The sequence below is a fragment of the Mesocryomonas lacus genome, from assembly GCF_055730135.2.
Genome location: NZ_JBUZWE020000002.1, coordinates 83,955 through 101,691, shown reverse-complemented (window position 1 = coordinate 101,691; position 17,737 = coordinate 83,955). Strand labels below are relative to the sequence as shown.

The following is a 17,737-nucleotide window of genomic DNA, read 5'->3' as shown; positions in this document are numbered from 1 at the left end:
CATCCCGGTGGCAGGTGGCTCTTCGGCAGCCAAGCGTGCTCCAAGCCCCGGCACGAAGTTCCCTGGGGGCTCGCTTGCAAATTCCGGCCAATGGCGGGATAGGTTGCCGCAGTGAAACCGCCGCCCGCACTTGTGCGCGCTCCGCCAACTGGATGACCTCGGATGACCGGTAAGCGGCTTCTCATCTACAGTCACGATTCCTATGGTCTCGGTCATCTCCGGCGCTGCCAGACGATCGCCAACCATCTCTCGTCCTTGCACGAGGATCTGTCGGTGCTGATCATCTCGGGCTCGCCGGTGGTCGGCTCGTTCGACCTGCACCCGCGCGTCGACTTCATCCGCGTGCCCGGCATCGTCAAGCTCGACAACAACAACTACGCCCCGACCGCCCTCGGCATCTCGACCGAGGACCTGATGGAGATCCGCTCCGTCATCATCCTCGAGACCGCCAAGCGCTACAAGCCGGACATCTTCCTCGTCGACAAAGAGCCGCTCGGCCTGAAGGGCGAGGTGCGCGACAGCCTGACCTACCTCAAGGCCAACGGCACCAAGAACATCCTCGGCATCCGCGAGGTGATGGATGACCCGGCGCGGCTGCGCGAGGAATGGGAGCGCAAGGGCGCGACCGAGGCGGTCGACACGCTCTACGACGAGATCTGGGTCTACGGGCCGAAAGTGGTCTACGAGCCGCTCGACGGCGTCGGCCTTGCCGATAAGACGATGGAGCGGATGCGCTATACCGGCTATCTCCGGCGCGCCATCGGCGCCTTCTCGGACGAGACGCCGGAAGAAGAGCCCTACATCCTCGTCACCGCCGGCGGCGGCAATGACGGCGACGTCATGATCGACTGGCTGATCTCGGCCTATGAGGCCGATCCGAGCCTGCCGCACCGGGCGAAGATCGTGTTCGGCCCCTTCCTGTCGAGCGACGAGCGCACCGGCTTCCGCGACCGGATCGCGAAACTAGACCGGATCCAGGCGATCAACTTCCACACCAACATGGAAGCCATGGTCGACGGCGCCGCAGGGCTCGTGACCATGGGCGGCTACAACACGTTCTGCGAGATCCTTTCCTTCGACAAGCCGGCGCTGATCGTGCCGCGCACGCATCCCCGGCTGGAGCAGTACATCCGCGCGAGCCGTGCGCAGGAGCTCGGCCTCGCGCGCCTGCTGCTGGCGAACGGCGACAATGCCGCCGCGCGGATGGCGGCGGCGCTGCACGCCTTGCCCGCGCAGCCCCGGCCGTCTGCGGCGCAGATTCCCGGCCTGCTCGCCGGGCTGGAGCAGATCGAGGTGCTGTTCTCGGCCTCGATCGCCGAGCAGCGGGCGACGCGTCCGGCCCTGATCGACAGCCACGGCTGACCGGATGCAGACCAGCCGACCGCGGGTCGCGATCGTCCTCAAGGGCTATCCGCGGCTGTCAGAGACCTTCATCGCGCAGGAAATCCTCGGCCTGAAGCGCATCGGCCTGCCACTCAGCCTCGTCTCGCTGCGCTTTCCCACCGATGACCGCGACCATCCCGTGCACCGCGAGATCGACGAGGTGCCGCGCTACCTGCCGGAATACCTCTACCAGGAGCCGCTGCGCGTCCTGAAGGGATGGCGCATCGCCCGAAAACTGCCGGGCTATGGCGCGGCGTTCCGAAAATTCATCGCCGACTTCCGCCGCGACCCGACACCGAACCGCGGCCGGCGTTTCGGCCAGGCGCTGGTGATGGCGGCCGAACTCCCCGACGATACCGGGCTGATCTACGTCCATTTCCTCCACACGCCAGGCTCGGTCGCGCGCTATGCGGCCGAGATGCGCGGCTTGCCCTTCGCGGTCTCGGCGCATGCCAAGGACATCTGGACGCTCGAGGACTGGGAGAAGCGCGAAAAACTCGCCGACTGCGCCTGGCTGGTTACCTGCACGCAGGCGAACGCCGAGCACCTGCAGGCGCTGGCGCCCGACCCTTCGCGGGTCGAGCTGGTCTATCACGGGCTCGACTTCGCCCGCTTTCCACCGGGCGGGACGCCGGCAGAGGCACTGGACGAAGCCCCACGCGACGGCAGCGATCCGGCACGGCCGGTCCGGCTCCTCACCGTCGGCCGGCTGGTCGACAAGAAGGGCTATCGCGGCCTGTTCGAGGCGCTGGCGCTGCTGCCGCCGGGGCTCGCCTTCACGCTCTCGATCGTAGGCGGCGGCCCGATGAAGGACGAGCTGCGCGCGCTGGCCGAGCGTCTCGGCCTCGCCGACCGCATCCGCTGGCTGGGGACGCTGGCGCAGGCGGAGATTCTCGACCTCTACCGCGCCAGCGACCTCTTCGTCCTCAACTGCCGCGTCTCCGACGACGGCGACCGCGACGGCTTGCCGAACGTCCTGATGGAAGCTCAAAGCCAAGGCCTCCTCTGCGTCTCGACGAAAGTCTCGGCGGTGCCGGAGCTGATCGTCGACGGCGAGACAGGGCTGCTGGTCGAGCCCGATGCGCCCGCCGCCTTCGCCGACGCGGTCGCCCGTGCCGCCCGGGACCCCGCTTTGCGGCACCGGCTCGGCGAGGCCGGCCGGGCCCGGGTGACCGGGCATTTCGGCTACTCCGAGGGGATCGCCACGATTTACCGGCGGATCACGGAAACCCTCCGGCGGGAGCCGCCCGGGCCCCGGCGATGAGGATCGCCTTCTACGCGCCGATGAAGCCGCCGACCGGGGCGGTGCCGTCGGGCGACCTCCGGGTGGCGCGGCTACTGATCGAGGCGCTGCGGCGCGGCGGCGCGGCGGTTGCTCTCGCCTCGGCGTTCCGCAGCTACGACCGCGGCGATGCGGTGCGCCAGGAACGGCTGCAGCGGCTCGGCATAGCGCTGGCGGAGCGGCTGATCGCCCGCTACCGCGCCGATCCCGCGACGCGGCCCGACGCCTGGTTCACCTATCACCTCTACCACAAGGCGCCGGACCATCTCGGGCCCATCGTGGCGGGGGCGCTCGGCATTCCCTACGTCGTTGCGGAGGCCTCGCATGCGCCAAAGCAAGCGGGCGGGCGCTGGGACACCGGCTACCGCGCCGCCGGACGGGCGATCGCCGTGGCCGACCGGATCTACTGTCTGAACCCGACGGACGACGCTTGCCTGCTGCCGCTGGTGCGCCATCCCGGCGTGCTGGCGCCGCTGCCGCTGTTCATCGACACCGCCCCGTTCCGGCGCGACGCCGCGGCCCGGCAGGCGGCGCGGGTGGCGCTCGCCGCCGAGTTCGGCCTCGATCCGGCGGCGCCTCTGCTGCTGACGGTCGCGATGATGCGCGAGGACCAGAAGCTTGCCTCCTACCGCGTGCTCGCCGAGGCGCTGGCGGGGCTCGGCGCCAGCCCATGGAACCTCGTCGTGGTCGGCGCCGGTCCGGCGGAGGCGTCGGTGCGGCAGGCGATGGCGGGGCTTCCCGTGCACTTCGCCGGCCTCCGGCAAGGCCAGTCGCTGCGCGACGCCTATGCCGGGACCGACCTCTTCGTCTGGCCGGCGGTGAAGGAGGCGGTCGGGCTCGTCTTCCTCGAGGCCGCCGCGTCGGGATTGGCGGTCGTCGCGGGGCGATCGGGCGGCATCGACACCCTCCTCGACGACGGCGTGAGCGGACTGATCGTCCCCGCCGGCGATGCGGCGGCGACCCAGGCGGCACTGGCGCGGCTGCTCGCCGATCCCGCCGCCGCCCGGCGCATGGGCGAGGCCGCCGCGCTTCGGGCCAAGGTGCTGAACGACACCGACGCCGCCAGCCGCTTCCTGCGCGCGGACCTTGCCGGCCTCGTCGCCAGGCAAGCGGAAACGCCCCGGGCCCCCTCGGCATGACCGAGTTCTTGATCCTGCGCCATGCGCCGACCGCCTGGAACGCCGAGAAGCGGATTCAGGGGCGCACCGACGTGCCGCTCTCGGCCGAGGGCCTCGCCTTGGCACGGCGGTGGCGGGTGCCGGCCTTTGCGCGCGGCTGGGCTTGCCGGACCAGCCCGCTCGCCCGCGCCGTCGCCACCGCCGCGGCGATGGGGCTCGCGCCCTCCCCGCTCGACGCCTTGACCGAGATGGACTGGAGCTCGCTCGAGGGGCGACGGCTCGCGGACATCCGGGCGGAGGGCGGCGCGGCCTTTGCGGCGGAGGAGGCGAAAGGGCTCGACTTCCGCCCCGGCGGCGGCGAGAGCCCGCGCGAGGTCGGCCTGCGGGCGCTGGCGGGGCTCGCCGCGCTGACCTCTCCGACGGTGGTGGTGACGCACAAGGGCGTGCTGCGGGCGCTCTTCGCCATCGCCACGGGGTGGGACATGCGGGCGAAGGCGCCGGTGCGGCTCGCGGACGGCTGCGCGCATCATTTCCGCCTCGACGCCATCGGCCGCCTCCATCTCGTCGCGGCCGGCATCGCGCTTGCACCGTCGATCCCCGCGCCCTATCCGGGGGACGCGGAAAGCGGTCCGGGAACGGCGGCAACAGATCCGGAGACGGACCGATGAGGGGCGCGAAGTGAAAATCCTGTTCTACGTCCAGCATCTCCTCGGCATCGGCCATCTCAAGCGCGCCGCCGCCATCGCCGCGGCCATGAGCGAGGCCGGGCTCGAGGTGACCGTGGCGCATGGCGGCGAACCGGTGGCGGAGGTGACCTATCCCGGCGCGCGGCTCGTCCAGCTGCCGCCGGCGATGATCCGCGACGAGGCCTTCTCGACCCTCGTCGATGCCGAAGGGCGCGATGTCGACGATGCCTGGCGCGAGCGGCGGCGCGATGCTCTGCTTGGCCTCGCCCGGACGCTGCGGCCGGACGTGGTGCTGTTCGAGCTGTACCCCTTCGGCCGCCGGCAGTTCCGCTTCGAGCTGCTGCCGCTGATCGAGGAAGTGTCGTCCTTCAGCCCGCGCCCGGCGCTCCTCTCCTCGGTGCGCGACATCCTCGTGCGGTCGTCGAAGCCCGGACGCGAGGAGGAGACCGCCCGGCTGGTGGCCGAGCATTTCGACGCCGTGCTGGTGCATGGCGACCCCGCCTTCGCGGAATTCGGCGACAGTTTTGGAGAGGTGGCTGAGATCGCCGACAAGCTGCACTACACCGGCTATGTCAGCGCCGCGATCGGCACGCCTGCGCCGGGCGCCAGCACCGAGACCGTCGGCGCCGGCGAAATCCTCGTCTCGGCCGGCGGCGGCAGCGTCGGCATGCCCTTGATGCGGGCAGCGCTCGCTGCGCGGCCACGCAGCCAAGCGCATGGGCTGGACTGGCGCCTGTTGACCGGTCCCCGGCTGCCGGACGCCGACTTTGCCGAGATCGAGGCGGAGGCGGCGCGGGCGGACAAGGACGGCGGCGGGGCCGTCGTGGTCGAGCGGTTCCGCGCGGACTTCACGCAGATCCTGCCGCGGGCAGCGCTCTCGATCTCGCAGGGCGGCTACAACACCACGATCGACCTCCTGCGCGCCGGCGTTCCGGCGGTCATCGTGCCCTATGGCGGCGATGCCGAGACCGAGCAGGCCGACCGCGCGCGGCGGCTGGAAGAGCGCGGCTATCTCCACGTCCTGCCGGAAAGCGCGCTGGACCGGCTCGCCGAGACGGTCGACGCGGCGCTAGCCGACGCGCCGCGGCGGCGGGCGATGGCCCCGGTCGACTTCGCGCTCGACGGCGCCGCCACCACAGCGCGTCTCGTCGCGGAAGTTGCGGAGCGCCGGAAATGACGAGGGGGCCGCTCTGGACGCAGTTGCGGGATGCGCTCTCCCGTCTCGGCGAGGATGGCCGGCCGGTGGATTTCTGGCTGCGCGACGACGACGCGGTGGCGCCGACGCCGGCACTCGATCGGCTGCTCGCGGTCGCCGGCGACGTGCCGCTGGCGCTGGCGGTGATCCCGGCCCATGCCGAGCCGGCGCTGGCCGAGCGGCTGAACGGACTGCCGGGCGTGACAGTGCTCCAGCACGGCTATTCGCACGCCAACCACGGCGCGGCGGGCGCCAAGAAATGCGAGCTCGGCGCCGACCGCCCGGCCTCAGACGTACTGGTCGAACTTGCCGAAGGGCGCCGGAGGCTGGCCGGCTTCAACCACGTCGCCGACATGCTGGTGCCACCCTGGAACCGGATCGGTTCGGACGTCGTGGCGGGCCTGCCGCAGCTCGGTTTCGCCGCGCTCTCGGTCTATGGCGACCGGACTGCGCGCGGCGATGGCCTGCCCCGGATCAACACCCATGTCGACCCGGTGGACTGGCGCGGCACCCGCGGCTTCCTCGGCGAGGAAGCGGTGCTCGGCATGCTGCTGGCGCGGCTCGGGCGGCTGGCGGACGGCACGGCGGAGCGGGACGAGCCGACCGGCATCCTCACCCATCATCTCGTGCACGATGCGGAAGGCTTCCGCTTTCTCGAGATTCTTTTGCCGGCAATCGCGGAACATCCCGCCTGTCGCTGGCAATCGGCGAAAACACTGCTAGGTCTTGAGACAACACGCTAAATTGTCTGGGGCACCATGACCGATCTGCTGCGCGTCGAAGACCTCACCGTCGAATTCCAGACCATGGCGGGCAAGACGCGGGCCGTGAACGGGCTGAGCTTTCGCGTCGAGGCGGGCAAGACGGTCGCCATCGTCGGCGAATCCGGGTCCGGCAAGTCGGTGACGGCGCAGGCGATCATGGGCTTGCTACCGCCGATCGCGCGGCGCCTCGACGGCCGCATCCTGTTCAACGACGGCGCCAAGGGCGGCATCGACCTCGCCTCGCTCGGCCAGAAGTCCGAGGCCTTCGCGAAAATCCGCGGCGGGCGGATCTCGATGATCTTTCAGGAGCCGACGACCTCGCTCTCGGCCTTCCACACCATCGGCGACCAGATCGGCGAGGTGTTGAAGATCCACCGCGGCGCCGACGACAAGGTGGCGCGCCGGGCGAGCATCGACGCGCTGGCCTCCGTCGGCTTCCCGGATCCCGAGCGCAAGGTCGACGCCTATCCGTTCGAGCTCTCGGGCGGGCTCTGCCAGCGCGCGATGATCGCCATGGCGATGATCTGCAAGCCGGCGCTGCTCATCGCCGACGAGCCGACGACGGCGCTCGACGTGACGGTGCAGGCCGAGATCATGAAGCTAATGCGCCAGCTGCAGGACAAGGACGGCACCGCCATCCTCCTCATCGCGCACGATCTCGGCGTCGTCGCCAACATGGCCGACGAGATGGTGGTGGTGCACCATGGCAAGGTGATGGAGAGCGGCACCGCCGAGGATCTCTTCGCCGAGCCCCGCCATCCCTACCTCAAGGCCTTGCTGAAGGCCGTGCCGCGCTTCGACATGGAGCCCGGCGAGCGGCTGATGCCGATCCGCGAAATCAAGGTCGACATGGCGAGCGCCGCCGGGCGCCGCAAGCAGGCGGCCCCCGAGGCCGGTTCTGAGGAGGTGCTGCTGAAGGTCCGCGACGTGTCCAAGGGCTTCAGCAACCGCAGCGAGACGCGCTGGCTCGGCAAGAAGCAGCAGGCGCTGTCGATGGCGGTGAACGCCGTCAGCCTCGACATCCGCCGCGGCGAGTGCCTTGGCCTCGTTGGCGAGAGCGGTTGCGGGAAGACGACGCTGTCGAAGATCATCGTCCGCTCGGAGACCGCCGATGCCGGGACGGTGGAGATGCGCGAGACGCCGGGCGCCGGGAGCGCGGCGATGATCGATGTGCTGACGCTCGATGGCGAGCGGCTGCGCGACTGGCGCACGCGGGTGCAATACGTTTTCCAGAACCCTTATTCCGCGCTCAATCCGCGGATGACGGTGCTCAGCATCCTGTCGGAGCCGCTGGTGATCCACGGCATCGGCGATGCCAAGAGCCGCAAGGCGCGGGTCAGCGAACTGCTGCGGCTCGTCGGGCTCGACGACACCCACATGAACCGCTACCCGCATTCCTTCTCCGGAGGCCAGCGCCAGCGGCTCGGCATCGCCCGTGCCCTCGCGCTGGAGCCGGAGCTGATCATCTTCGACGAACCGGTCTCGGCGCTCGACGTGTCGATCCAGGCGCAGATCCTGAACCTTCTGCGCGACCTCAAATCGGCGCTGGGGCTGACCTATCTCTTCATCTCGCACAACCTCGCGGTGGTCGACTATCTCGCCGACAGGATCGCGGTGATGGCGGCGGGGCGCATCGTCGAGCTCGCCCCGCGCGAGGCGCTGTTCCGCGAGCCGCTGCATCCCTATACCCGCGCGCTGATCTCCGCCGTGCCGCAGCCGGACCCGAACCACCGGCTCGACTTCGACAAGATCAGCCTCGAGCGCCAGTCGAACCCGGCAATCTGGGGGGCACCCTTTGCCGCGGACGCTGCAAACGGCGAGCCGCACCTCATCCCTGCAGGCGACGACCACTATATCCGCGCGCACACAGTGCCGAGACGGCTGGACCTTGGCGGACGCACGCCTGAGGAGCACGCAGAGATCGAGAAGGCGCTCGCCACCGATCCCAAGGGCAGCGACACGGCGAACCTCGACTTCGCCAGCGGTTCGCTGGAGGGCTGGAGCGTCCGGCGCCTGGCCGGCCCACATTCCGCCGTGGTGCAGAGCGACGTCGTGCGCAGCGGCACACATGCCTGCCGCTTCGAGCTGCGGCCGGGCGATCATGTCAGCCAGGGCCTGCGCGCCGAGCTGCGCGACTGGTACAACCCGCCCTTCGATCGGGACATCTGGTACAGCTTTTCGACCTTCCTGCCGCCGGAATTCCAGCCGCCAGCTGGCACCGGCGTGGTGCTGGCGCAATGGCACGACCAAGCCGCGCTCGGAGATCCCGCCGGCAAGCCGCCGCTGGCGCTGCGCTACCTCGACGGCACGCTGCGCTTCACCGGTGCCTTCGCCGAGGTCGCGTCGTCGGATCCCGAAAAGCGCTACGTGTTCCACGAGATCCCGGCCGTCGCGCATGGCAGCTGGCTGGATTTCGTCTTCCGGATTCGCTGGTCGCGCCACGGCACGTCCTCGATCTCCGCTTTTCTCGGCGGCAAGCCGCTGTTCGAGTTCGACGGGCCGCTCGGCTACCGCAACGAGGTGAAGGCGCCGTATTTCAAGCTAGGCGTCTATGCCAGCGGGCCGATCGACGGGCCGCTCATCGCCTATCACGACAATTACCGCCGCGGTTTCGGCCCCGAGGCCGTCGGCGCGGACGGGATTCCGGCGCGCGCAGCCGAGCCGGCATGAGCCGTCTGGCCGTCTTCGCCGAGATTTTGAGCCCTGCCGACGGGACCGGCAGCCACAGGGCGTTGTGCCACGGCGGGTTTAAGGACGTTGTGCTGCTGGCGGCGATCGACGGTTCCGATCCGTTGGAACGGCTGCGGCAGGCTTGCAGCGGCGCACGTGCCGAGGGCTGCGACTGGATGATCGCGCCGTCGCTGGGGGAGACGCTCCGCCCCGACGCGCTGGCGATCGCCGCGCCGGCGCTCACGCCCTATCGCGCCATCTTCGGTGGGGTCGCGGTGGCCGGCAGCGGCGAGGCTGTCTGGCGGCCGTCGCGCCTCGCCTTCGACGAGCCCGAGCGGCTGGGGCATGCCTTGCTGCACTGGTGGGTCGGCGAGACGCACTTCGTCCGCGTCGCGGAAGCCGAGACGATCCTTGCAGGGCTTCCGGCCGACGCCCGCTGGCTCGACTATCTCTTCGCGCTCTGGGCGAAGGTTCCGGCGATCAAGCTCGCGCAGCCGCTGACCACCGTCACTGCTGCGCCGGCGCTGGCGGGCCCCGATCTGCGCGCGACGGTCATCCGGCGGCTCGCGGCCGATCCCGTGCTGCTGCCGGTGCGTTTCGGGCGCGAGACCTTCCTCTTGCCCTATACCGGCGAGAACGCCGGCATCGAGCGCGACCAGACCCGGGGCGACTTCTTCGAGGCAGAAGAACTGCACGCTTTGATGCGCCGGGTCGCGCCGGGCAGCCGGATCGTTGACGTCGGCGCCAATACCGGCAACCACACGGTGTTCTTCGCCGGCCCGATGCAGGCGGCCTCGGTGCTGCCGTTCGAGCCTTTGCCCGACGTCGCCGCCATCCTGCGGCGGGCGGTGGCGGCGAACCATCTTTCGAACGTCGACCTGTCGCAGCTCGGCATCGGCCTCTCGGACGGGCCCGGCCGGGTCAATGCCGTGCGCTCCGAGCGCGGTGGGCTGGGCGCCTCGCGCCTCGTCGACGACCCCGCGGGCGAGATCCCGGTGATGCGCCTCGACGATGCCTTGACGAAAGGCGTGGACTTTCTGAAGATCGACGTCGAATCCATGGAGATGCGCGTGCTGGCCGGTGCGGAAGCGACGATTGCGCGCGAACGGCCGCTGATCTTCATCGAGATCGCCAATGACAATACACTGGCTTTCTTTGAATGGATGACGCAACGGAACTATCGGGTCGAGCGAATCTTCTCCGACAAGGGCCATTCCAACTATTTGATCGCCCCACTGGGCGACAGACGAGGGAATTGACGATGTTCTTCGCGCCATCCCCATCCCGTTCGGGGCGCCTGCGCGTCGCGGCGCTCGGCGCCCTCACCGCCGCGCTCCTGTCGGCGACGGCTTTTGCCGCCGACATGAAGGAACAGCCGGTCTTCGCGGAGAAAGTCGCGGCCAAGGAACTGCCGCCGATCACCGAGCGCGTGCCGGCCGAGCCGCTGGTGGTCGACATGGCCGCGCGCGGCGCGACCCAAGGCGAGTACGGCGGCACGCTGCGGCTGGTCGAGGGACAGGCCAAGGATACCAGGCGCATGGTCGTCTACGGCTATGCCCGGCTTGCCGGCTATACGCCCGAGCAGGAGATCGTGCCCGATATCGCCCGCGCCATCGACGTCGAGGAAGGCCGGATCTTCACCATCCACCTGCGCAAGGGTCACCGCTGGTCGGATGGCGAGCCCTTCACCGCCGACGACTTCCGCTATTACTGGGAAGACATCGTCAACAATCCCGAGATGAGCGCCAAGGGGCCGCCGCGCGAGTTGATGGTCGACGGCAAGCCGCCGACCATGACCTTCATCGACGACGTGACGATCCGCTATGAATGGGCGAAACCCAATCCCTTCTTCCTGCCGGCGCTGGCCGGCGCGCAGCCCTTGGACATCTATCGCCCGGCCCACTACCTCAAGAAATTCCACAAGAAATACGCCAATCCGGAGAAGCTGGCGGCGCTCGTCGAAAAGAAGGGCCAGCGCAACTGGGTGGCGCTGCACTTCAAGTACGACCAGTCCTACAAGAACGCCAATCCCGACCTGCCCTCGCTGCAGCCCTGGGTGCTGGCGACCGAGCCGCCGTCGGACCGCTTCATCTTCGCCCGCAACCCCTATTTCCACCGCGTCGACACCGCCGGGCACCAGTTGCCCTATATCGACGAGGTCGCCATGACGATCGCGAGTTCGCGCCTGGTGCCGGCGAAGACCGGCGCCGGCGAGGCGGACCTGCAGGCGAGCTACCTGTCTTTCGGCAACTACGCCTTCCTGAAGCAGGCGGCGCCCCGGCACGACTACCAGGTTCGCCGCTGGAAGAACGGCAAGGGCGCGCAGGTGGCGCTCTACCCGAACCTCAACTGCGAGGATCCGGAATGGCGCAAGCTTTTCCAGAACAGCGACTTCCGCCGCGCTCTGTCGATCGGCTTCAACCGCGAGGATATCAACCAGGCGATCTATTACGGGTTGGCGCTGCCTATCACCGACACCGTGCTGCCGGGCTCGCCGCTCTACGACGAGGCACGCACCAAGAAATGGGCGAGCTACGATCCCGACAAGGCGAACGCCTTGCTCGACGGGCTCGGCCTGACCGAGAAGGATTCCGGCGGCATCCGCATGCTGCCCGATGGGCGCCAGATGATGATCGTCGTCGAGACGGCGGGCGAGGACCTCGAGCAAATCGACGTGCTCGGGCTGATTGCCGAGGACTACCGCAAGATCGGCATCAAGATCCTCGCTAAGCCGACCGAGCGCGACACGCTCTCGCGCCGCCTTGGCTCCGGCGCGACGCTGATGTCGGTGTGGACCGGCATGGAGAACGCCTATCCGACGCCGGACAGCGATCCCGGCGAGATGGCCGCGACCAATTCCGAGCAGAACGAGTGGCCGCTCTGGGGCCAGTACTACGAGACCAAGGGCTCGATGGGCCAGGCGCCCGACCTGCCGGCTGTGCAGCAGTTGCTGTCGCTGAACAGCACCTGGAAGGTGACGCTGGACGAGGGGGCGAAGGCCGCGATCTGGAAGCGGATGCTCGACATCAGCGCCGACGAGGCCTTCCGCATCGGCATCGTCTCGGGCGTCGACCAGGTGGTGGTGGTGTCGAACAAGCTGCAGAACGTGCCGCAGACGGCGATCTACAACTTCAACCCGGGGGCGTTCTTCGGCGTCTACCGACCGGACACCTTCTACTTCGGCGACGGCCAGCAGCAGCAGGCGGCCGCGACGCCCTGAGGGCGCCATCTAAGACCTGGCAGCAGGCCGGGCACGAGACTGGAGGCCCCGCCAACCGCGGGGCTTCTTCGCACCCTTCGCGTTCAGGCTCCGGCATGACGCCCCTCCTGAAACGGCAAGTCCGGCATGGCGCTCCCGCCAGCCCCAGCCTCGAGGCCCCATGCTCGGCTATCTCTCCAACCGCGTCCTGACGATGCTGGGCACCCTGGTGGTGATCTCGGTGCTCGTCTTCATCATCATCCAGCTGCCGCCGGGCGACTATCTCACCACCTATATCGCCGAGCTCCGGGCGGCGGGCGAGTCCGTCACCGACGACCGCATCACCTTCCTGCGCGAGCAGTACGGTCTCGATAAGTCGCTGCCGCTGCAGTATTTCGAATGGGTCACCGGGCTGTTCCGCGGCGATCTCGGCTACTCCTTCGAGTACAACATGCCAGTCTCGGAAGTGGTCGGCGACCGCCTGTTCCTGACGCTGCTGCTGAATTTCGTCACCGTCCTCTTCATCTACGCCGTGTCGTTTCCGGTCGGCGTCTACATCGCGACGCACCAGTATTCCGTCGCCGATCACAGCCTCTCCTTCCTCGGCTATATCGGCCTGGCGACCCCGAACTTCCTCCTGGCGCTGATCCTGCTCTATGCCTCCAACACCTTCTTCGGCATCTCGGTCGGCGGCCTGATGGACCCGGTCTATACCGACGCGCCGTGGTCACTGGCCAAGACCAGTTCGCTGATCGGCCATCTCGTGGTGCCCGTCCTGGTGATCGGCACGGCCGGCACTGCCGGCATGATCCGGCGCCTGCGCGCCAATCTCCTCGACGAGTTGCAGAAGCCCTATGTCGTCACCGCCCGCGCCAAGGGGCTGCCCGAGGGCAAGATCCTGCGAAAGTACCCGCTGCGGGCTGTGCTCAATCCCTTCGTCTCGGACATCGGCACGCTCCTGCCGCAAGTGGTGTCGGGCTCGGTGATCGTCTCGGTGGTGATGTCGCTGCCGACGACGGGGCCGATGCTCCTCTCCTCGCTGCGCAGCCAGGACATGTATCTCGCCGGCTCGTTCCTGATGTTCCTCGCCGTCCTCACCGTCGTCGGCATGCTGGTCTCCGATATTCTCCTGGCGATGATCGACCCGCGCGTCCGCCTGACCGGAAAGCGCAAGGCATGAGCCGGCTCGAACACGTCGTTTCCACCGCGCCCTTCGATCCCGACCGCACCATCGCGGAAGGCTCGGTCTATTCCGAGAAGTACATGCGGGCCTCGCAGCGCCAGCTGATCTGGTGGCGCTTCAAGCGGCACCGGATCGCGCTGATCGCGCTGTGCTTCCTCGTCCCGGCCTATCTCACGGTGTTCTTCACCGAGATCATCGCGCCCTATGGGCTGGAGACGCGCAACACCTCGCACATCTTCATGCCGCCGCAGGGCATCCACCTGTTCCATGAGGGCAGCTTCGTCGGCCCCTTCGTCTACGACATGAAGGGCGTGCTCGACCTCGACACGCTGCAGCGCAACTACACCCCCGACACGTCGAAGCCGATGCCGATCCGCTTCTTCTGCAGCGGCGACCGCTATGATTTCTGGGGTCTCATCCCCGGCGACTTCCATCTCGTCTGCCCGCCGGAGGGGGGCACGATGTTCCTCCTCGGCACCGACCGGCTCGGCCACGACATGCTGTCGCGGCTGATCCACGGGGCGCGGATCTCGCTGACCGTCGGCCTCGTCGGCGTCGCCATCTCCTTCGCGCTCGGCCTCTTCTTCGGCGGCCTCGCCGGCTATTTCGGCGGCAGGATCGACTACTGGGTCCAGCGGGCGACGGAGACGCTGCGCTCGATCCCCGAACTGCCGCTGTGGCTCGCACTGTCGGCCTCGCTGCCGGTGACCTGGAGCCCGATCCTTGTCTATTTCGGCATCACGCTGATCCTGGCCCTCCTCGACTGGCCGGGCCTCGCCCGCGCCGTGCGCTCCAAACTTCTGTCGCTGCGCGAGGAGGACTTCACCGCCGCCGCAGTGGTGATGGGCGCGACGCCCGGCCGCATCATCTCGCGCCATCTCCTGCCGAACTTCATGAGCCATCTCATCGCCTCGGCCTCGCTGTCGATCCCCTCGATGATCCTCGCCGAGACCGCGCTGAGCTTCCTCGGCCTGGGCCTCCGCCCGCCCATCACCTCCTGGGGCGTTCTCCTGTCGGAGGCGCAGAACATCGAGGCCGTGGCGCTCTATCCCTGGCTGCTGCTGCCCATGCTGCCGGTGATGCTAACGGTGCTCGCCTTCTCGTTCCTGGGCGATGGCCTGCGAGACGCCGTCGATCCCCACTCGTCGAACTGAGACAGCATCCGGCGCTGCGGCAAGGCAGCGCCGCGGTGAGGCGGCCATCCGATGGGACACGGGAGAAACGCTCTGCTGTTCAAGGCCTAGAGGGCGTCGCGGGATGGCGGCGGTGTGGGGCGCGGCGTCGATCCCGCTTGCAGGATGACAATCTCGACCGGCCTCTCGACGCCGGGAATGGCGGTATGCTGCCGCATCAGCGACCGGCCGGGGACAAATCCCTGGCTCTCCGCCTTCGCCAGCGTCTTCCGCGTCGTCAGCGCCAGCGAGCCGATCTCCTTGTTGAACTTCTCGAGCTTGGCGCAGAGGTTCACCGCGCTGCCGATCACCGTGAACTCCAGCCTCCCCTCGACGCCGACGAGCCCCGAGATCACCGGCCCTGCGACGACGGCGGCGCCGATGCCGTCGGCGGCGAACCAGGAGGCGTGCCCCTCCGCCCGCACGAAACCGGCAAAGCCCTCGCGGACCGCCTCGGTGCAGCGCAGCGCATCAGCCGCATGGGTCTCGGACGGCCGGACGGCGCCGAAGGTCGCCATGATGCCGTCGCCGAGGAACTTGTCGATCGTGCCGCCATGCGCGCGGATGATCGGCACGAGCACGGCCTGGACCCTTGCCAGCATGAAGATGACGTCGGCGGGCGGATGCCGCGCGGCGATGGTGGTGAAGCCGCGGAGGTCGACATTGAGGATCGACGCCTCGCGCAACGTGCCGCCACCCGGCGCGATGTCGATCGCCTGGCCGCGAATGTCGCCCGCCACCGTCGGGTCGAAGAAGCGCGCGAGATTGCCAGCCGCCTCCGCCTCCGAAATCGAGGACACCAGGAGGCGCTTGGCGAGCGTCAGCGACAGCGCCGAGATCGCCGTCACCAGGACGATCAGCAGAATCTTGTCGGCTTCCGCGCCGAGCAGCACCATGTTGCTGGTGAGGTAGGTGACGTAGTTGCGGGTGATCACCGCGTGCTCGGGATCGAAGATCAGCACCCAGCCGAGGATGCAGAGCCAGCCGATGGCGGCCATGGCGCCGGCGGCGATGACGAAGCGGACCTCGAAGCGCAGCGTGCGCAGCGCGATGAACAGGAAGACGTAGAGCATCGTCGGCGACTTCAGGACGAAGCTCGGCGGCTGGCCGTACTGTTTGTGGAAGCTCCAGATCAAGAGATAGAGCAGCATGAAATCGAGCGCGATCGAGGCGTAGACCACGGCGGACGGCACCGGCGGGCGCAGCGCCCAGACAAGGCCGGCGGAGGTCGCCACGAGATAGGCCACGAAGAAATAGGGCGTCGGCGAGGACAGCATGCCGACATCGTCGGGCCGCGGGGCGATGAGGTAGAGCCCGAAGACGAAGGAGACGACGAACAGCTGGATGATCTTCACCAGCACCTCGCCGACATCGTCGCGGCGCACGACGCGGGCCTGGATGGTCGGCGATAGCGTCTCGGCGCTCGAACCTCCGCGCAGCTGCGCGGCGATCTCCGCCCAGCGGATCCGGCCGCTCACCCGCGCGGTGTCGGGGCTCTCATCCAAGGTCGACATCGGCGGTGGCCGGCGCCCGATCCGGCTCGAGCGTCAGGTCGAGCGTCAGGCCGGTCCGGCCGAGCATGGCACCCGGAAACGCGGCCTGCGCTTGCGCCTCGATCCGCGCCAGCTCGTCGTCGTCGCGGATGTGCGAATGGTGGAAGAGCACCAGCCGCTTCGCCCCGGCCGCCTCGGCCAGGCGCACGCCCTGCTGCCAGGAGGAATGGCCAAAACCCTTGTGCCGCTCCATCTCCGCATCGCTGTAGGTGGTGTCGTAGAACACCACGTCGGCCCCTTCGAACAAAGCCAGCGCCGCCGCGTCGAGTTCGCCCGGCACGTGCTCGGTATCGGTGACGTAGGCCGCGACCTTGCCGGCATGGGCGACGCGGTAGCCGACGGCGCCGTTCGGATGCTGCAACCGGGCCGTCGAGATCTGGATGCCGTCACGCGGATGCAGCACGTCGCCCGGCGCAAAGGTGCGGTAGTCGATGTCGGCGGCGAAGACCTTCGGCGTGATCGGCAAAAAGGGCGCGCGCATGTAGTCGGTGACGATGTCGGCGCAGGACCGCCCGTCCAGCATATGCCCCGCCGAGACCGAGATCGCGCAGCCCTTGCGGTACAGCGGCACGAAGAAGGGCAGGCCCATGATGTGGTCGTAATGGACATGGCTGAAGAACAGGTCGATGTCGCAGGTGCCCTCCACCGCGAGCTGCCAGCCGAGCGGCACGATCCCGGTGCCGGCATCGAAGATCAGGCGGTGGCCGCCGACCTGCATCTCGACGCAGCACGTCTCGGTGCCGTAGACCCGCTGCCGGTCTCCCGACCCCGGCAGCGTGCCCCGAGCACCCCAGACCTTGACGCTGAACGCCTCCGCACCGTCGTCGCTCACTGAAGAATGCCCTCGTCAGGCCCTTTGCCGGCGCACCCGGCCGTGTCCATGCGCGTGCGGACAGCGATCACCCGTGCGCGTTCCGCGACTCCGCCGCGACGAGGTCCGCGGTGGTGCGGCTCAGGCGGAAGCCAAGCTCACGCAGCATTGCGATGCCCATCGACGGGAAGGTGGTGAGGAGCTCGCCGAAGCACTCCTTGTTGACGCGCAGGGCGGTCAGGTCCGAGGTCGCCTCGACCGTGGCGGTGCGCGGCACGTCACAGAGGATGGCGATCTCGCCGACGAAGTCGGTCTCGCCCACCTCGGCCAGCTCGATCTCGCCCCGGTCGGTGTCGGCAAACACCCGCGCCTTGCCGCTGAGGATGACATAGGCGCTGTCGCCGGCATCGCCTTGTGCGAACAGCTTCTCCTTGGCGCGGTAGCGCACGACCTGGGAGGTGAAGGCCAGGAGCTTCAGCTTGGGAGCATCGACGCCGGAAAACAGCGGCACGCGCCGCAGAATATCGACCTCGTTCTTCAAAAGGCTCATGACGACCACGATCTCCGCGAGAGATAATTACGCATGCTGGCAGCGTGCCACCGTCTCATTCGCGCAAACGTGCGAAAGAGCGATGACATCCATGTAATGTCGAGGGGACTGTCGGTCATCCCACCCCGCATGACAAGTCTTCGCTTTGCCGGGACCACCGTTAGCCCGGCA

Annotated in this window: 14 protein-coding genes and 1 pseudogene; 12 read left to right on the top strand and 3 right to left on the bottom strand. The window is 68.6% G+C overall.

What is annotated here, in order from left to right; genetic code table 11:
* Positions 1-162 precede the first annotated feature (162 nt).
* The 12 genes and pseudogenes from ACZLZY_RS03415 to ACZLZY_RS03360 all read left to right on the top strand — a co-directional run bounded on the left by ACZLZY_RS03415 (position 163) and on the right by ACZLZY_RS03360 (position 14,634).
* Positions 163-1,362 (top strand): glycosyltransferase family protein, encoded by a 1,200-nt coding sequence (locus tag ACZLZY_RS03415; protein WP_472932042.1) that lies wholly within the window; start codon positions 163-165, stop codon positions 1,360-1,362.
* A 4-nt stretch (positions 1,363-1,366) separates the two neighbouring features.
* Positions 1,367-2,647: a glycosyltransferase gene (locus ACZLZY_RS03410; protein WP_472932041.1), complete on the top strand. Its 1,281-nt coding sequence runs from the start codon at positions 1,367-1,369 to the stop codon at positions 2,645-2,647.
* The gene (locus ACZLZY_RS03405; RefSeq protein WP_472932040.1) at positions 2,644-3,804 is read left to right on the top strand and encodes a glycosyltransferase family 4 protein; all 1,161 of its coding nucleotides are present in this window, start codon (positions 2,644-2,646) and stop codon (positions 3,802-3,804) included. The genes ACZLZY_RS03410 and ACZLZY_RS03405 overlap by 4 nt, the downstream gene beginning before the upstream one ends.
* The gene (locus ACZLZY_RS03400) at positions 3,801-4,451 is read left to right on the top strand and encodes a histidine phosphatase family protein (RefSeq protein ID WP_472932039.1); all 651 of its coding nucleotides are present in this window, start codon (positions 3,801-3,803) and stop codon (positions 4,449-4,451) included. Before ACZLZY_RS03405 ends, ACZLZY_RS03400 begins: the two co-directional genes overlap by 4 nt.
* Positions 4,452-4,461: 10 nt before the next feature.
* Positions 4,462-5,646: a glycosyltransferase family protein gene (locus ACZLZY_RS03395; protein WP_472932038.1), complete on the top strand. Its 1,185-nt coding sequence runs from the start codon at positions 4,462-4,464 to the stop codon at positions 5,644-5,646.
* Positions 5,643-6,407 (top strand): polysaccharide deacetylase family protein, encoded by a 765-nt coding sequence (locus ACZLZY_RS03390; protein ID WP_472932037.1) that lies wholly within the window; start codon positions 5,643-5,645, stop codon positions 6,405-6,407. The genes ACZLZY_RS03395 and ACZLZY_RS03390 overlap by 4 nt, the downstream gene beginning before the upstream one ends.
* A gap of 15 nt (positions 6,408-6,422) precedes the next feature.
* Positions 6,423-8,291, top strand: a pseudogene (locus ACZLZY_RS03385) (ABC transporter ATP-binding protein); the annotation flags it as partial.
* Between the two features lie 6 nt (positions 8,292-8,297).
* A complete protein-coding gene (locus ACZLZY_RS03380; RefSeq protein WP_472932381.1) occupies positions 8,298-9,098 on the top strand; it encodes a polysaccharide lyase family 20 protein in 801 nt (266 codons plus the stop codon).
* Positions 9,095-10,357, top strand: a complete 1,263-nt coding sequence (locus ACZLZY_RS03375; protein ID WP_472932036.1) for an FkbM family methyltransferase — start codon at positions 9,095-9,097, stop codon at positions 10,355-10,357. The genes ACZLZY_RS03380 and ACZLZY_RS03375 overlap by 4 nt, the downstream gene beginning before the upstream one ends.
* 2 nt (positions 10,358-10,359) lie before the next feature.
* Positions 10,360-12,318, top strand: coding sequence for an ABC transporter substrate-binding protein (locus ACZLZY_RS03370; protein WP_472932035.1), 1,959 nt, complete (start codon positions 10,360-10,362; stop codon positions 12,316-12,318).
* Between the two features lie 160 nt (positions 12,319-12,478).
* Positions 12,479-13,477 (top strand): ABC transporter permease, encoded by a 999-nt coding sequence (locus ACZLZY_RS03365; protein WP_472932034.1) that lies wholly within the window; start codon positions 12,479-12,481, stop codon positions 13,475-13,477.
* Entirely contained in the window at positions 13,474-14,634 is a 1,161-nt protein-coding gene (locus tag ACZLZY_RS03360) for an ABC transporter permease (protein WP_472932033.1), read from the top strand. The genes ACZLZY_RS03365 and ACZLZY_RS03360 overlap by 4 nt, the downstream gene beginning before the upstream one ends.
* A gap of 86 nt (positions 14,635-14,720) precedes the next feature.
* Here ACZLZY_RS03360 and ACZLZY_RS03355 read toward each other — a convergent pair whose 3' ends face one another.
* The 3 genes from ACZLZY_RS03355 to ACZLZY_RS03345 form a co-directional block, all read right to left on the bottom strand.
* Positions 14,721-16,166, bottom strand: coding sequence for an adenylate/guanylate cyclase domain-containing protein (locus ACZLZY_RS03355; RefSeq protein WP_472932032.1), 1,446 nt, complete (start codon positions 16,164-16,166; stop codon positions 14,721-14,723).
* On the bottom strand, positions 16,150-17,037 hold the full coding sequence (locus ACZLZY_RS03350) for an MBL fold metallo-hydrolase (RefSeq protein WP_472932031.1): 888 nt from the start codon (positions 17,035-17,037) through the stop codon (positions 16,150-16,152). Before ACZLZY_RS03350 ends, ACZLZY_RS03355 begins: the two co-directional genes overlap by 17 nt.
* A 67-nt stretch (positions 17,038-17,104) precedes the next feature.
* The gene (locus ACZLZY_RS03345) at positions 17,105-17,566 is read right to left on the bottom strand and encodes a cyclic nucleotide-binding domain-containing protein (RefSeq protein WP_472932030.1); all 462 of its coding nucleotides are present in this window, start codon (positions 17,564-17,566) and stop codon (positions 17,105-17,107) included.
* Between the last annotated feature and the right edge of the window lie 171 nt (positions 17,567-17,737).

What these genes read in the sequence shown, in the direction of transcription:
- ACZLZY_RS03415 (WP_472932042.1), top strand. Translation starts at nt 163, where the DNA reads ATGACCGGTAAGCGGCTTCTCATCTACAGTCACGATTCCTATGGTCTC.
- ACZLZY_RS03410 (WP_472932041.1), top strand. Translation starts at nt 1,367, where the DNA reads ATGCAGACCAGCCGACCGCGGGTCGCGATCGTCCTCAAGGGCTATCCG.
- ACZLZY_RS03405 (WP_472932040.1), top strand. Translation starts at nt 2,644, where the DNA reads ATGAGGATCGCCTTCTACGCGCCGATGAAGCCGCCGACCGGGGCGGTG.
- ACZLZY_RS03400 (WP_472932039.1), top strand. Translation starts at nt 3,801, where the DNA reads ATGACCGAGTTCTTGATCCTGCGCCATGCGCCGACCGCCTGGAACGCC.
- ACZLZY_RS03390 (WP_472932037.1), top strand. Translation starts at nt 5,643, where the DNA reads ATGACGAGGGGGCCGCTCTGGACGCAGTTGCGGGATGCGCTCTCCCGT.
- ACZLZY_RS03375 (WP_472932036.1), top strand. Translation starts at nt 9,095, where the DNA reads ATGAGCCGTCTGGCCGTCTTCGCCGAGATTTTGAGCCCTGCCGACGGG.
- ACZLZY_RS03370 (WP_472932035.1), top strand. Translation starts at nt 10,360, where the DNA reads ATGTTCTTCGCGCCATCCCCATCCCGTTCGGGGCGCCTGCGCGTCGCG.
- ACZLZY_RS03365 (WP_472932034.1), top strand. Translation starts at nt 12,479, where the DNA reads ATGCTCGGCTATCTCTCCAACCGCGTCCTGACGATGCTGGGCACCCTG.
- ACZLZY_RS03360 (WP_472932033.1), top strand. Translation starts at nt 13,474, where the DNA reads ATGAGCCGGCTCGAACACGTCGTTTCCACCGCGCCCTTCGATCCCGAC.
- ACZLZY_RS03355 (WP_472932032.1), bottom strand. Translation starts at nt 16,166, where the DNA reads ATGTCGACCTTGGATGAGAGCCCCGACACCGCGCGGGTGAGCGGCCGG.
- ACZLZY_RS03345 (WP_472932030.1), bottom strand. Translation starts at nt 17,566, where the DNA reads ATGAGCCTTTTGAAGAACGAGGTCGATATTCTGCGGCGCGTGCCGCTG.